Annotated in this window: 9 protein-coding genes and 1 other RNA gene; 1 reads left to right on the top strand and 9 read right to left on the bottom strand. The window is 35.7% G+C overall.

Features of this window, described 5'->3' with window-relative positions; all coding sequences use genetic code 11:
* Positions 1 to 404 precede the first annotated feature (404 nt).
* The 5 genes from RMR19_RS13475 to addB form a co-directional block, all read right to left on the bottom strand.
* A complete protein-coding gene (locus tag RMR19_RS13475) occupies positions 405 to 2,702 on the bottom strand; it encodes an ABC transporter substrate-binding protein (RefSeq protein ID WP_310604011.1) in 2,298 nt (765 codons plus the stop codon).
* Between the two features lie 233 nt (positions 2,703 to 2,935).
* Entirely contained in the window at positions 2,936 to 3,925 is a 990-nt protein-coding gene (locus tag RMR19_RS13465; protein WP_310604010.1) for a serine hydrolase domain-containing protein, read from the bottom strand.
* A gap of 241 nt (positions 3,926 to 4,166) precedes the next feature.
* Positions 4,167 to 4,388, bottom strand: coding sequence for a small, acid-soluble spore protein, alpha/beta type (locus RMR19_RS13460; protein WP_310604009.1), 222 nt, complete (start codon positions 4,386 to 4,388; stop codon positions 4,167 to 4,169).
* Positions 4,389 to 4,486: 98 nt separating this feature from the next.
* Positions 4,487 to 8,611 (bottom strand): UvrD-helicase domain-containing protein, encoded by a 4,125-nt coding sequence (locus tag RMR19_RS13455; protein WP_310604008.1) that lies wholly within the window; start codon positions 8,609 to 8,611, stop codon positions 4,487 to 4,489.
* Positions 8,612 to 12,073, bottom strand: coding sequence for a helicase-exonuclease AddAB subunit AddB (gene addB, locus RMR19_RS13450; RefSeq protein ID WP_310604007.1), 3,462 nt, complete (start codon positions 12,071 to 12,073; stop codon positions 8,612 to 8,614).
* 317 nt (positions 12,074 to 12,390) lie between these two features.
* Here addB and RMR19_RS13445 point away from each other — a divergent pair, with 317 nt between their 5' ends.
* Positions 12,391 to 12,825 carry a hypothetical protein gene (locus RMR19_RS13445; protein ID WP_310604006.1) on the top strand — a complete coding sequence of 145 codons (435 nt, stop codon included), beginning with the start codon at positions 12,391 to 12,393 and terminating at the stop codon, positions 12,823 to 12,825.
* Between the two features lie 278 nt (positions 12,826 to 13,103).
* On the opposite strand, the gene RMR19_RS13440 is transcribed toward RMR19_RS13445, so the two are convergent.
* The 4 genes from RMR19_RS13440 to RMR19_RS13425 form a co-directional block, all read right to left on the bottom strand.
* Entirely contained in the window at positions 13,104 to 13,379 is a 276-nt protein-coding gene (locus RMR19_RS13440; protein ID WP_310604005.1) for a hypothetical protein, read from the bottom strand.
* Positions 13,366 to 15,318 carry an NAD(+) synthase gene (locus tag RMR19_RS13435; RefSeq protein ID WP_310604012.1) on the bottom strand — a complete coding sequence of 651 codons (1,953 nt, stop codon included), beginning with the start codon at positions 15,316 to 15,318 and terminating at the stop codon, positions 13,366 to 13,368. Before RMR19_RS13435 ends, RMR19_RS13440 begins: the two co-directional genes overlap by 14 nt.
* 158 nt (positions 15,319 to 15,476) lie before the next feature.
* Positions 15,477 to 15,658, bottom strand: a non-coding RNA gene (ssrS, locus tag RMR19_RS13430) — 6S RNA.
* 106 nt (positions 15,659 to 15,764) lie between these two features.
* Positions 15,765 to 16,601, bottom strand: an 837-nt coding sequence (locus tag RMR19_RS13425) for a sensor histidine kinase (protein WP_310604004.1), incomplete at its 5' end; no start/stop codon positions are given.

Below are 16,601 nucleotides of genomic sequence, written 5' to 3'. Positions count from 1 at the left end.
CTTTAGTTAAGCTATTGATATGAACGGGATATGGCACGATAAGAATGCATCTTAAAATGCCCAATATAGAATTAGTTAATTGCTACCTCTTTAACATTCAATTTTTTCATCGCAACATTCCTCCATTTCTTAGCTTATTATTTATGGTAATATTTAGTTGAAAAATATACCATTTATAAGTCATATGGTATCATTATTAGGAAGCAGTGTCAAGGTGGGATTTTCTAGACTTAAAAAGGTCTACTTTATATGATATAGTATGAGTAGGCAAATGATAGGAATTGTCCAATGTGGGCAAATCGAAACCCCAAAGAGTTACCGCTCTTTGGGGTTTCTTGTTCATTAAGGGATGAACCTGTCCCAGGCTAATTACCGCTTATGGTTGTTATCATAATTTTATAGAATCATTTCTTCCTCTCATTCAAATATAGCTGTACCCTATTATCCAGAATTTTCGCCACATCTTCTGCCGACTTATCCCCTGCAAAATAAGGCTCTAGTTCTTCACTTATCATGCTAGAAAGACTTGCAACTTTGTAGTTATTCGGCTGTGCATTTTCAAGTAAGAAGTAAAACTTTTCTATTTGTTCCTCGGTATAAGGAGTTTCATCATAGGTTATACCAAAGATTGTGCGATATCCCTTTTCTATATTTGCTGCCTTATCCATAAGAGCAACAAAGGCTTTCTTATGAACAGGTAAATCCGCGCGGTGCCCCAATAACATGGTTATGCCCGACTCCTGCATTTCCTTAATTTGATCATATTCTATATATTTGCTTTGTACCTCTTCAGACAAAAGGTACTTTAAAAACTCCTTTGCACCTTCCTTGCAGCTGGAATTAGCACTTATATAGAGTTCTCTACTACTTACATATATTCCATTACCTTCCGCCCTAGGATATCCAATTACAGTTTCCTTTCCTTCAAAGCAAGCTTCCAAGGCATTCATCCAATATAACTGGTCCATAGGAACTTCCACCATGCATGCTTCTCCCGTTTGAATGTAGTCACCTTCCTCTTCTTCAAACTTGCCAGTATACCCAAAGCCATACTTCTTTGCAAATTCTAAAAGCTCTAAGAATGGTTTTTCTGTCAAATGGCTTTCGCCCTTGTTCCAATCAATATACGTTGTATTTGAATTATCATAAAGTGCCCATTTCAGCACAATGTCTGTGCTTCTACAACCTTTTTGCAAGAACTTTGCCTTTGAAGCTTTTACAGCCTTCATCATCTCTGGCAATGTCCAAGAGGTAACACCTTTCGTAAACTCCTCCGAATACGCTGCAAAATTCAAAGAACAGTCATAAGGGATTCCATAAAGCTTTCCATCAATTTTACATCCTTCTAATGCCGCTTGTAGATATTGTGTCTCATCTTCAAGCAATCCATCCAAGCATTCTAGATAATCATTTTCCACATATGGATTTATGTTTAGAATTACGTCATGTCCTAATATATCAGGTCCCTTGCCCACACTCATTTCTAGCTGTATTTTATCTCGGAAAGTTGCCCAATCTTCATCCTCTTCAGGTAGCATAACTGATATGTGATATTTATCGCTTTGTCTATTAAATTTTGTAACCCATCTATTTAAAGCTCTCTGCTCCATGGCAAAGGCCATAACAATTTCTTGTTTTTCTGTGGCTTTTGGAGTGTTACTTTCCTTTAGCTTCAATACTGTATACTCACCATCGAGTTTTACTAAGAATTGGATTTCTCCATTTTCACTTCGTTCCATTCCATATAAAGTATTTATCAAGTAATCATTTTGCAAGAAATCATATATAAGCTCTGGCTCCTCACTTATTTCCCATATAGTCCTGTTATCAGCTGCAAGAAGCTTACCTGAAGAAGAATATTCTAGTAGAAATCCTCCAGAAGCAACTCCTGCAAATCCTTTTAAAAGGATTTCATCATTTGCTACATTTCCTATAATGGCTAATCTATCCTCATCTATACCATACCAATATGTATCTGAACTTGTATCTTTTTGCACGATACCTCTTACTTCACCTGGCTCCTTCACTGTTTTTCGAATTTGAAGTAATCCATCTAAGAAAATAATGTTTTTATTTTCTCCTGTGAAGTTAAAGCACATGTAAAAATTCCCACTTGCATCGCAAAGTAATTCACCGCCACTTTGATTCCTATTGTCCATTACTTCTTTTGGAATCAGACACGCTATTTTGTCTATACTGCCTTCTACCATTTTGCACAGATAATCATTTTCTGGTTGTTCCGATTCATATGCATAACAATAAACCTCTCCATTCTCCGAAACAAAAGGTTCACCACCTATATGATATTTCTTTCCACCTATCTCATATATCTCTGAGCCCGAAATATTTTTCCATTCCATATCTGAAAGCTTTAGAACCTGAAGATATGATTCGTATATATTTCCTTCTTTATTAAAAACATTAACCGCTCGATAAATATAGTCTCCACTAAATACTGGGTCACATGCTGCAAATTTTTCTCCCCCTAATAAATCCTGAATTGATTTATCTGGGTTTGGAAGCGAAATCTCATCTATGCTATAATAAATATCTGTACCTTCTGCAGCATTTATCTCATTACTTTTAGACGAACTCTCCTCCATCGTTTCTGACTTTGGATTTGTTCCACAGCTTGTCAACAAAAGCGCCATTAATAGCACTAGGCTAAGAAGCCTTCTCTTTGTAGCTTTAAAATTCTTCATCTTTAATTTTCCCCCACCTTTATATTACCTTTTTACATTTAAGATTACAATTTTTAATCGATTTATTGTAATCTTAATGGTTTTAGTATAGCTCAGCAAGGGCTCTTTTTCAATAAAAATTATAAATTACCACTACGTACAATATCTGCTCTCTCTTTTCGAAAGCATCAATATTCATATATACACCATCTCCCTCGCCATTACGAGTAATGTAAATTGAAATTCTAATTTGTCTAAAGCTTCTCTAATATGAATGGTTTAATTACTGTCTCTATAAAGTCTACTCTATCAAATACTGTTGGTTTGAAATAAGAAGCAATCGCAACTACAATATTATTTGTTGAATCAACATAAATTACATTTCCACTATTACCAATAGCGGCATATATCTTTTTCTCTTTGTCAATAATCCACCATAGATACCCATACATCATGTTTCTAAATTTATCGCTTTCTACTAAAACAGGTTGGGTCATTTCATCTATCCAATTAGATGAAACTATTTGTTTATCCTTATATTTCCCTTTGTTTAAGCATAACAAGCCTATTTTCGCCATATCTGTAGCACTAAGGCACAATCCATATCCTGGCGTTCCTATTTGCGTTGGATCACAAAACCATACATTTTCTTTTGGATCTTTGCACATTGTAAAATGTTTATGATCTCCAGCCGTTTCTGCATAATAATTAGTATGTTTTTTAACACCTATTGGCTCAAATAAATACTTGTTTGCATAATCAACAGTTGTCATATTACTTACCTTATGTAGTATACCAGTTAATATATGCAGGCATACTGTTTGATAATTAAAATCGTTTGTGATTCCTTTTCTTCCTCCTAAAAGATCTAATGATGTTTTAGTCCAGTCATCACTTGAACATACTTTAGACCAGGGATCTCCTTTACATTTATAGGGAGCTCTCATTGTAAGTAAATGTTTAATAGTGATATCATATATTGTTCTTTCTCCTCTTTTAACTGTGTAATCAGGAAAATAATCCAGTACCTTGTCATCCAAACTTTTAATTAAACCTTGATCTAATGCTATACCAATTAATAGGGAAACAACACTCTTTGTTGCTGACATAACATGAGTACAGTCATCTACTTTGTAATCATTCCACTCATCACTATATACTTTTTCACTATCTTTATATACAACAATCTGGCATATATTGCTTTGACTATTTGAAATAATATTGTGTAATTCATCTTTATTCATATTATCAACCTACCTACATTATTTTTGGCTATGTGCCAGACTGACTTTATTTCATTTTGGATATCCTAAACTAATGTTATAATGATTTAAAATTATTTACAATAAAAAAGAAAGAATACTCAATAAAAAATATTCTTTCTTATCCTTTATCTCTACAACTTCTGACTTAACACTTGTTACAACAATTAATAGTACTATAAAAGTATACGATTTGCTTACAAACTGTAAGTAAATCACTCCACTAACTCATATTCTCTTCCTCTTTCAGTGCCTCTTCCTTCATCTGCCTTTTCTTTCTTGTTATAATTCCACCAATTCTCCCAGATTCCTTCGCCGATAAGGATTTCCAACCTGTCTCTAACACTTTTGGAAGCAAACCTAATTCTTCTGCAATTTCATACTTTAATTGCTCTTCTGGTTTTATGTTATTCAAATCAATTGGTTTTTCTTTCTTCTTTGTCATACTCTCTACTCCTTTATATGTCTATTCAAAATGTTTTAATACATATATTTTTCTAGAGTATTGACACAGATGAATAAATTATGCAGAGATCAGATTCATTACACTTCAACTTCTTTTCCGAGTGTAAAAGAATATAGAATCCTTTGACGTACCTTCTTACCTGTAATTTGTTCAATCGCTTTTTGATAGTAATCTAGCTGTACTTTATATCTGGAACGAAGAATCTCTTCTCCATCTTCTTTCGGTACATAATCTGTCTTATAATCGATTATAATAATCTCTTCCTCTTCCTCAAAGAAACAGTCAATAATACCTTGTACAAGAATTGGTTCTTCACTCATTAAGTCTGGACGTATCTCATTTGCTTTTACTGAGAATACAAATTGTTGTTCTCGATGAATTTTTCCTTGCTCACCAGCTTGTTTCATACGCTTTGCAATATCTGATTTCATAAATGAAACAATCTGATAAGGATTAACTACTGCTGCCTCTACTTCAGAAAGAATAGCTTTCTCTACCAAGCCTACAATTGCCTCCTGAATTTTCAAAACAGTTGGTTGCTCAAGAATCGGTATGCATTCTAGTACTTTATGATATATTGTACCTCTTCTTGCTCCCTGTACAGGTAGTGATTCTAACATAAAATTCGGAAGTAGCTCGCTATCAATTTCTTCTAACTTCTCTGCTTCCTTCTCACTTAATAACTCTTCTGATTTTTCTAGTAAGACTTCTAGTTCTTTCAATAAAGCTTCTAGCTTTTCTGATAAGACTTTTGGTTCTTCTAGTAGTCCTTCTAATAGTTCCCCTGTATCTTGTCTTGTATCAATTGTATCATTTGTTTCCAACTTATCGTCCTCTACAAATCTTACTACATTGTCATCTTCATACAACTGCAAACTTTCCTCTTCGTCTATCATCTGTCCTAGTCTTTTCAGCTCTGATACCGTAATCTTAGCATGTAACTTTACTTCATTTGCAAATGGATATTCATAGTTTAGTTGTTCCCGAATCGCTTCTCTAGTCTCTTCTTCATATACTTGATTGGCATCCCATTGTAATAAACTTTGCTTTTTATCCATATTTACAATCTGTCTTGTTACTTCTTCCTCCACAGTTCGCAGAACATCTATTATTTTTATCTCAAAACTTGCCTCTTTATCACGCTCATTATTCGGTTCAAGATTCACACCCTGTAGAATATCATACTGCTGTAGTAAGTCTGTACAATCTTTATGTCTTACAAGAGATGGCATAATCCAGTCCAGATAGTTTCCTGCTCCTGCTAACTTTTGAAACAGCAATGCTCGATTCTTCTGATCTTTCGTGTCAGACCATTTGTTTAATTTATCACCTACTGATGGAACATATCCTGTAAGGATTAGTTTTTCTTTTGCACGAGTAAGAGCAACGTATAAAACACGAAGTTCCTCTCCTAAATTCTCAAGTACGATTCTCTTCTGAATAAATTTCTTTAACAGTGTTGGTGATTTAATACGAAGGGTTGGGTCTACATAGTCTGGCCCGATTCCTAAGTCCGGATGAAGAACTAGCTTGCTTCTTGCATCCTGATTATTGAATGCTTTATTCATTCCTGCGACAAATACAATCGGGAATTCAAGCCCTTTACTTTTGTGAATACTCATAATACGAACTGTATTCTCGCCCTCCCCGACAGTAACTGCCTCTCCAAAGTCAATATCATACTTATGCAATTTCTCGATATAACGGATAAACTGAAACAAACCATGGTAACTCGTTGCTTCATACTGTACAGCTCGTTCAATTAGCATGTCAATATTGGCTTTACGACGGTCACCTGCTGGCATTGCTGATACATAATCGTAATAACCAGTATCTTGAATTACTAACCAGATTAACTCATGAATTGATGTATAAGCTAGACATTCACGATACTTCTCTAAACGCTGAAAAAATAATGTAAGTTTATTTACGATATTTTCACTAACTTCTGTTACCATCTCAGAGGTTTCTTCTATGGAATTTATTTTATCAACGCTCTCTTTTGAGGAATCTTTTTCTTGCGAATCTTCTTTTACTAGCTCTTCTTTCACACAATGCATCTCAAGATAATACCTCGTAGCATCATACATATCACAATCAGCCTTAGCTCCACGAATAATCGCTAAGTCTGTCGTTGTTAATCCTACCATCTTTGAATGTAATACCGCCGTTAACGGAATATCTTGTCTTGGGTTATCAATCACACGCAATAGGTTTAGAATCGTTCGAATCTCTATCGTAGAGAAATATCCTGATTGCGTATCCGAAAATGCTGGAATCCCCATCGACATAAGTGTATCTGCAAATGTCTGCGACCAACCACTCATTGTTCTTAGAAGAATAACAATGTCACGATACTTTGCTGTCTCGTAGCATTTCTTCTCTTTATTCCACACGTTAAGCCCTGTCTCTGGATGGATTAATTCCTTTATGCGGTTACCAATTGCCCTTGCTTCCAGTTCTCTTACTGTATATTCTTCCTGCTCTTTATCAATCTCTGCTTTTTCTTTTCTTGAATCTTTTTTTGAATCTGCCGCTTGATTTTCCCTCGTCAGTTCTACTTCTTCCTCTTGGTTACCAGCCATTTCCTGCTCAAGTTCTTCTCTCTTATCAAACTCTTCATCTGTCACAAGTAGCACTTCCGTAGTCGTTGAAACCTTACCCTCGCAAGGCTCAAATACTGCTCCTGGATTTAGTGCCGCATCGTCATCATACGCAATATCTCCTAACCCAGTTGTCATAATCTGCTCAAATATATAGTTTGTACATGCAAGAACAACTGCCCTGCTTCTAAAATTCGCATGAAGGTCAATTCTTTGCTTTGTACTCTCCTCTGATGAATACGTGTGAAACTTCTCCATAAATAACTCAGGTCTAGCAAGACGGAATTTGTAGATACTCTGCTTTACATCACCAACCATAAACAGATTGTTTCTCCCGACTCTCTCTTTTGATATACTTGTCAAAATCGTTTCCTGTACTAAGTTACTATCTTGGTATTCATCAATTAGAATTTCTTCATAATACTCACTTAAATCATCGGCAACATTTGATGGGCTTGCATTCCCCTCTTCTCTCTTAACTAAAATCCGAAGCGCAAAATGCTCTAAGTCATTGAAATCAACCAGATTCTTTTCTTCCTTTGCTTTTGCAAAACGTTCTGCAAATTCGATTGCCAAATCAATCAATACATTCATAACAGGTGCAACATGCTGTATATCTTCTAACATTTCCTCTTCTGACTGATAGAAATAATTCTTCTTAATATCTGTAACCGCTTTCTTCACTTCATCACGAATTGCTTTTACTTGCTCTCGCTTCGTAGCTTCTACCGCCTCGTCCTTCTTACGAGACAATGCTTTCCACTTTAGATTTTCTAAAATGTCCGCATATTCATGATACGATTTCGCCCCTATCAAATCTCGAATTAACAACTTGTCCTCTTGTAAAGCCTCATCATACATATACGGACCACCTGTAGCATATGCAAGCTCAATTGCTTGCTCATTACGGCACATCAAATCATTCGTCATGGATTTAATATAATTCAGCAATCCCTTCATCCAATCCGTTTCTTGTAAATCATCCACCGATTTCAAATCAAAAGAGATTTTCTGTAGTTCCAACCACTCCATAGGCCACGGATAACTCATGGAGAAACGATACAACTGTAGAATTAAATCCTCAAGTGCAATATCTGATTTTCCACTTGCATAACATTCTACAAATGTAGTGAACCCTTCCTCTGCTTTCTCATAGCAGTCCTCAAGTAACTCTTCCATTACATCGGCACGAAGAAGGGTAAGTTCAGCTTCGTCTGCAATACGAAAGGAGGGATCTAAGTCAATTGCATTAAAATGGTTTCGAATCACATTTAAACAGAAACTATGAATCGTTGTAATCTGTGCACTATGAATCAGCATCATCTGCTTTTGAAGATGCTTGTTATCAGGCATACTGTCAAGTTTCTTCTCAATCGCCTGCAATATTCTCTCACGCATCTCTGCCGCTGCCGCATTTGTAAATGTAACGATTAATAGCTTATCCACATCAACAGGATTATCACCTTCTGAAATCATCTTAATAATACGCTCAACAAGTACTGCTGTTTTTCCAGAACCTGCTGCAGCTGAAACTAAGATATTTCGCTCTCTAAGATCAATTACTTTCTGCTGGTCACTCGTCCATGTTACTTCTGCCATCTATTCTTCCCCCTTTCCGAATATGCATTCCATCTCTGCAAATACATCTTCCTTCTCTAATTTCTTCAATTGATGATAACGATTTCCTGGCAACTTTACATCAAATCCACAGATTCCTTGGAAAGCACAATAATCACAAGCAGTACGGTCTCCTAATTTATATGGATTTACCTCTGCCTGTCCCTCTAAGATTTCTCTTCCGATTTCAACAATCTTATGATTTACATACTCAGACATCTCTTTGAACTGCTTGCTTGAAGCTGTCGCAGAGCGTTTCGTTGGATAACCATCCTTGTTCGTCTCGATTGGCACAACATCTGATTTTATAGATGGATTGATTCCCCCTTCCGCATCCATGAAGGAAGTATCTAAGTATTTACTCACATGCATATCCCCATTAACAAGACCATTCATTCGAAGTTCTTTCAGTATTGCTGTCTCCACATCACTTGTCTTATCTACAATCGGGTCATCGATATTATAGTAAAACACACCTGCTGGCTCGATTTGAGAATCCGGATTCTTCTTCTGTTGCAGTTCCATACTTGCACTTAGATAAACGGCTAACTGTAATTGCAGTCCATAGAAGATTTGTCCCATATCAAGAGCACTATGCCCTGATTTATAATCAATCACCTTCACTAGAATACGATTCTTCTCTGGTTCTTCATAGATATCCACACGGTCAATTCGTCCCTGTAATTGCATTCTTGCATCTTCTGTCAATTCCACATTTACCGTATTCAAATCATCTAAGAAAGAGAACTGCAGTTCAAATGCCTCTGGCTGGAATTTTCCTTTTCTTACTTGGTTGCACAACGCCCATATGGTACGTTTCGTAATACGCATAACACGCTCTAGCATATATGCGTTACGTTTTGTACTTAATATCACTTGGTTTCCATAATCCACTGCCGCTTCTTCAACAGCTTCCGTAGTGAATTGTTCTCTTATTTCATCAGGTATAGAATACCATTCATATTCACTTTTCTTCACCTTATTTGAGAAGATATCAATTGCCTTGTGAAATATATTTCCAATGTCGGGTACTGCTAAACGGTACTCTTGACGTTCTAATAAACCAAGACCGTAACTAACAAAATGTGCAAACGCACAAGCCGCATATTTCTCTAACCTTGTAACACTTCCTGATAATTCGTTTCCGTATAATACTTGTGCAACCGCTTTTGGTAACGAATTCTCATCTGCTTCATAAAATGCACCCTCAAGTATTGTAGCTAACACGTTTCGTCTTCCCTCATCTGCACAATACCAGCTATAGAGTTCTTTGAATGTTGTCTCATTCTCTAGCGAATGACCTCCCTCACAGAATAAACGAATCTGTTCAATTACATAGGAAATCCCTTGTCTTGTCGCTAATATATAGGCTAGATTGTCTTTTTGATTATCGCAGTCTTGGACTGGCATATTAGGAAAGAGTTGCTTTAACTTACTTATTAGATAGGAAACTTTCTTTGCCTTACCGTCCATACCGACTTTACTATATGTTACATAAAGATGTTTATTCGGTTTCGTTAGATTCAGATATAGATAAAATTGTTCCGTAAATGTTTTCTGTCGTTTCGTTGGTGCTAATTCTACCTCATGTTGTAGCAGAATCTCCCTTTCCATATCTGAAATCAATCCCCCACTATCGGAAGACTTAGGGATTAATCCATCGTTTACTCCTAAGAAAAATAAAGCCTTGATGTCCTTTAATCTTGTTCTCTCAATATCACCAACTACAATCTGGTCAATACTTGGTGGAATAATACCTACTTTAATCTCCTCAAATCCAGTATCCAATAACTTGCTATATTCATCTATCGGTATCATCTCATCTCCAAGAAGTTCTACCATCTTATCAAATAAATCAAGAATCATACGATAAACTTGCTTATACTCTTTGGCTAGACTTAATCTCCCCATATCTTCAAATCTAGTTGTATAGTCTGCTAGTTTTTCTGATACTTGCTTTTCGATTAAGAACTTACAGATTGCCGTGCTGATTTCCTTCACATTTGACTCTTTATTCTTAACTACTGCACGTAATTCCTCAAGACCTACAATCGCTTTCTTTCTTGCCTCATTCAGACGAATAAAGTCAATCTTGCTTCTTGATTTATAGGAACGATCCCATTCCTTATTCCACAAACCGAACCCTCTTATCCCCATCGCTAACGCATAGTTCTCTAAGTTATCCACTTCTTCCCTAGATATATCAACCATTTCACAGCGAAGATAGCGAAACATTGCTTCATAACTAAAATCTCGTTGGATAACTTCTAGCACTTCTCTAATAAGTCTAACTGCTGGATTCGCAAGGATTCCTTTCTTGTTATCAATAAAGAATGGAATTCCTTCCTGCTCATAATCCTTCTCTATAATTCTTCCATACGTACCAATATCACCACTAACAACAGCAATATCTTTATAACGATATCCTTCTTCTCGAATTAATCTCTTAATCTGTACAATAGTAAAAGCAACTTCCTGCATCGGATTATTTGCAACATGAATACTAACGTCCTCTACTTCTTGCTTATACGGAATGCGTGGATACCGAAATAGATTCTTCTCAAGTGCGGCTAGACCTGGACTTTCAAGGAAACGATACGGTGTTTTTGTCGCGCCAACACCCTTTACCCATATTGCTTTATCAATTGAAACTTGCTCATTCACTGCAATCTCTTTTAATGATGCAATTGTTTTCTTACTCAGATGAAATAATTGATACTCTGCATCCGGAACAGTTTGTTCCCTTTCATCAATTGTTACTGTTACATAGACCTTCTTACAAAGTCGTATAAGTTTTGTTAGAAGTTTTGTCTGAGATGGCGTAAATCCCGTAAAGCCATCAAAGCAGATGACACTGTCACGTACAAATTTAGAATTTTCTACCTTTTCATACAGTACATCTAAAATCTCTTCTGTCGTGATATATTTTTCCTGAATATATTCACTAAAGCCTTTGTATATCGTAAGAATGTCCTGTAATTTATTCTGAAGCATTGGACGCTTTGCCACTTGCTCAATTGTCTTCTCTAATTGTTCTGAAGAGATGCTATATTGATAAATCTCCGAAAGCATGGATTTTAACTCACTTATAAAGCCCTGCTTTCTAACATTGCTTTGAAATATATTCAATTCTTCCCGATTATTCTCTACTACCTTTCTTAGAATCATGCTCTTACCTGTATCTTCAAGAACGGTCTTATTCTGTCCACCTAGTTCATCAAAAACACGATACGCTAGTCGCATAAAACTAAGAATATCAATATTCATAATTCCATGGTTCGGATGTGCTGCAACCATATCTCGTTGTGTCTGCATTGTAAACTGTTCAGGCACTACAACTAGATAATTTATCTCTGGATTTTTAATGGAATCTTTAATTATTTCTTCGTACAGACGATGGGACTTTCCCGCTCCTGAACTTCCCAATATAAGTTGTAACGACATACAAACCCCCTACGTTTTATCAAATATTATCACTATTCTGAATTATATTCTTTCAATTACAATTATGCACGCAAAATATGGAACGCACTATCTAATTACTTTCATTTCAACATATTTATAATCCATGGTACATCAAAATCAAATAATACACAAGTCTACGGATTCTTACTATTTCATTCCATTACTGTTTCGCCAAAACGCTCCCTGTAATTTTAATCTATATTTTCAATCTTACTTTCAGAAATCTTCTTATTTTTTATCATAAATACCGCTTTTTAATAATATACTATAATAACGAAACTTATGGAGGATAAAAGATGTCAAAAACTAAGATTGTAATTATACAACTCAAAGAAATAATTTACACAGCAATATTTGCTGGCTTGGGTATTCTTCTTATATTGCTTCTCATCTTTATGTTTCTACCAGATAAGAAGAAAGCACCTGATGTTAAGGAATCAGCAAAATATACAGCAGGAGTATGGACATCTGAATTAACGATAGGAGAGACTTCACTTAATATAGAAGTTGTTGTCGATGAGAACCGTATTAATTCAGTAAGTATTACGAATCTTAATGAAACGGTAACAACCATGTATCCATTGCTCCAGCCTTCTCTTGATGATATCGCTTCTCAACTATATAAAACCGGCGATATTGATTCCATTAAATTATCAGAAAATAGCAAGTATACGCAAACGCTTCTGCTTGATGCAGTTAAAACAACATTAGAGAAAGCAGAAAAGAAATAGTTACTGTTCACTCCGTGACCAGTAACACGCTCCGCGATGCACAGAAATTATGCATACTGCATAATTTCGCGCTTGCAATTCTCGGGTTTTCTGTGACTTTCGCTTCGCTACACTCACAAAAAACACCTCGCGGGATATTCATGTGAGCAGTAATGAAATAGCCCATATTCCCCTGTAATACCTACATAAAAAGATTTAGGGATATTGTAAACTAGTTTACAATATCCCTAAATCGATTTACATAAAACACAATAAGCCATTTTAATATTTCTTATATTCTATAATTTAAATGTTCTCCAATAATCAAACAACTTCTTATCACGGAATGCACGATAATACTCAAGTGCAATTTGAGCCATTAATTCATCATCGTAAACCTTAATATAAGCTTCTTCTTTTGATTTAACAATAACATTTTTATTATTTCTTTGTCTCATGATATAATTTCGTGCTTTCTTTTCCCAATCGAGAATCATCTCCTCCTCAAGCACATCGTATTCTGTCATTTGAAACTTAACTTCTTCAATAAAATCTTCAATATCATATGATTCCATAGTTTTCTCCTATCTGCTCTAATTCCTTTATCCATATTGTACTGCTTGCATCACTTGGCATACGTAAATCACCTCTTGGTGAAACTGCAACACTACCCACTTTTGGCCCATCAGGCAAACAGTTTCTCTTAAATTGCTGTGAGAAAAATCTACGATAAAATGTGTTTAACCATTTATATATAATCGCATCTTCATATTCTCCTTCAAATGCAATTCGAGCCATACGAAAAATCTTACTTGGAGTAAATCCAAATCTCATAATATAATACAAGAAGAAATCATGTAATTCATATGGTCCAACAAGGTCCTCTGTCTTTTGTGAAATCTGACCATCTTTCGGTGGTAATAATTCTGGACTTACTGGTGTGTCTAATACATCAAGTAAAATTGCTTCTAATTCCTTATCCTCTATCGTCTCTGCATAGTATGCAACAAGATAGCGAACAAGAGTCTTAGGTACGGAAGCATTTACCCCATACATTGACATATGATCGCCATTGTAAGTTGCCCAACCAAGTGCAAGTTCTGACATATCACCTGTTCCTACTACAATACCATTCACTTGATTTGCAACGTTCATCAATATCTGTGTACGTTCCCTTGCTTGTGCATTCTCATACGTAATATCATGAATGTTCACATCATGCCCAATATCACGTAGATGTAGAAGTACTGCCTCTTTTATCGGAATTTCTTTTAATGTAGCATCTAGTTTCTTCGTCAATGTTACTGCATTGTTATAGGTACGGTCTGTTGTTCCGAAACAAGGCATCGTCACGGATATGATATTACTACGATCTAGTCCCATCATATCGTATGCTTTTACCATAACTAGTAACGCAAGTGTAGAATCAAGCCCACCAGATATTCCAAGGACTGCATTCTTACAACCGATATGAGTGAGGCGTTTCTTCAAGCCAAGTGCTTGAATATTTAAGATTTCTTCACAACGTTTATCTCTTTGATTCTTATCATTCGGAACAAACGGTGTTCTATCAAATCTACGTGTTAGAGGAGTCTCTATCCTTTCCTCTTCTTTACCAGCCGTCATTGTAAACTCAACAAATGTATAGTTTTCATCGTTACTTGTATAGAATGTAGATATTCTTCTTCTCTCACTTATTATTTTCTGTATATCTACCTCTGCTATTGTTATATCATTTACAAAACGTGGTGCTTCCTTTAATACGCTTCCATTCTCCGCAATGATGTTATGACCAGAGAATACAACATCAGATGTAGATTCCCCTTCACCAGCACTTGCATAGATATATGCACTCACCGTTGATGCCGATTGAAAACTTACCAAATCACGACGATAGATATCTTTTCCTGTTGTTTCATTACTTGCAGATGGATTTACAATCATAGTAGCACCTGCTAAAGCGTGATGGGAAGAAGGTGGAATTGGTACCCATACATCTTCACAAATCTCAGCTGCAATAACCAAGTCTTGCATATTACTACAACGGAATAACAGATTTGTTCCAAATGGAACATTCTTTTCCTCAAGAATATCAATATATTCAACCTTTTTATTTCCAACACCGAAGTATCTTGCTTCATAGAACTCCGAGTAATTTGGAATATTATATTTCGGTACGATACCTAATAATTTATCTTCAAAAATCACAGCAGCTACGTTGTACAAATTACCAAGTTTCATCATTGGAAGTCCAACTACCACTACCATATTCAAATCATTTGTTGCTCGTACAATCTTAATTAACGATTCTTTCGCTGATGTTAGCAACGTATTCTGTAAGAACAGATCTCCACATGTATATCCTGTAATGCATAATTCAGGAAATACAAGAACTCTAACATTCTCTTCTTTCGCTTTATGCATACATTCTATTATCTGCTCTGCATTATATGTTGTATCAGCCACTCTTACCATCGGTGTCGCTGCTGCTACTTTTACAAATCCATGTTTCATATTCTCTACCCATGTATCATCACAAGTCCACTTGTAATACTGCCCATGTACATACGATTGAAAGAAGTCTTGGGCTACATGTTCACCTTTACATTTATTTTCTTTCAACATAATCTATGCTTTAAAAAAGGCAGCTTACGCTGCCTTAATCATTTGTGTAATTACCCAAAATGCCGTTTCCTGTATTTTGACGCCTAGCTTGAGCTAGGTGGGTTACCTCACTTGAGCGCCTGCCTTCCACTGCAAAATGATGGCTTGACATCTTCTCAATAAATATTGGTGTCCCATAAACGTAAATGTAGGTTCAAAATAACAAGAGTGTCGCACATTTCAGGAATAGTTACTTGTATTCTATTCGTTCTTTATTTGTTATATTTATTATAACTCTAGTAGCTCTATTTTTCAAGATGTAAGACAACTTTATTTGATATTATTCGCTGTTTTTGTTAGTATGAACAGTCGTCTGTTTCTAACTCTTCCAGATTCTCTATACAGTCAAATGTGAATATAAATTCTGTCCCTTTTCCAAGCTCACTTGCTACTTCAATCTCTCCATTATGCTTCACTGCGATTTGTCTTGCAATTGCTAATCCAAGACCTGAACCAGTTGCATTTTGTCGTAACTTCGATTTATAGAACTTTTCAAATATATATGGTAACTCCTCTTTTGAGATACCAACACCTTCATCTTTAATTGATATTCTTATTGTGTCCATACAAACTATTTTTATGTATATGGTTGAGTTTTCTTTTGAGAATTTAACCGCGTTATCAAAAATAACCATAAACATCTGTCTTAACCTATCATAATCACCTAACATCATAACAGATTCGCTGTCTTTTCTAATATTAAGTGTGATATTTTTCTTCAAACAAATAGCAGTTGCATTCCTTACAATATCATCAAAAATCTGAATTAAGTTAATTGGCTCTTTTTCGACCGCAAAATCTGGATTTTGCATTTTGGATAGCAATAGCAAATCACCCACTAATCGTTCCATGCCTTTGCATTCTGTCAACATTCTATCATAATTCGAAGCTATTTTTCCTGGATCTGTCACAATACCATCGATAAGCATCTCTGTATAGGCTCTAATAACTGTGATTGGTGTTCTAAGCTCATGCGATACATTTGCAAAGAAATCCATACGCATCTGTTCGAGATTCTTTCTCTCCTCTTCACTTTGCGCAAGTCGTTCTGAAAGAATATCGAATATTCTTGCAAGGTCACCAAGTTCATCCTGTTGATTACTATTTATCTTAAGTGAATAATCGCCTTCTGC

Source organism: Anaerosporobacter sp. (assembly GCF_031551385.1).
GTDB lineage: Bacteria > Bacillota > Clostridia > Lachnospirales > Lachnospiraceae > Anaerosporobacter.
This window is presented reverse-complemented; position numbering and strand designations above follow the sequence as displayed.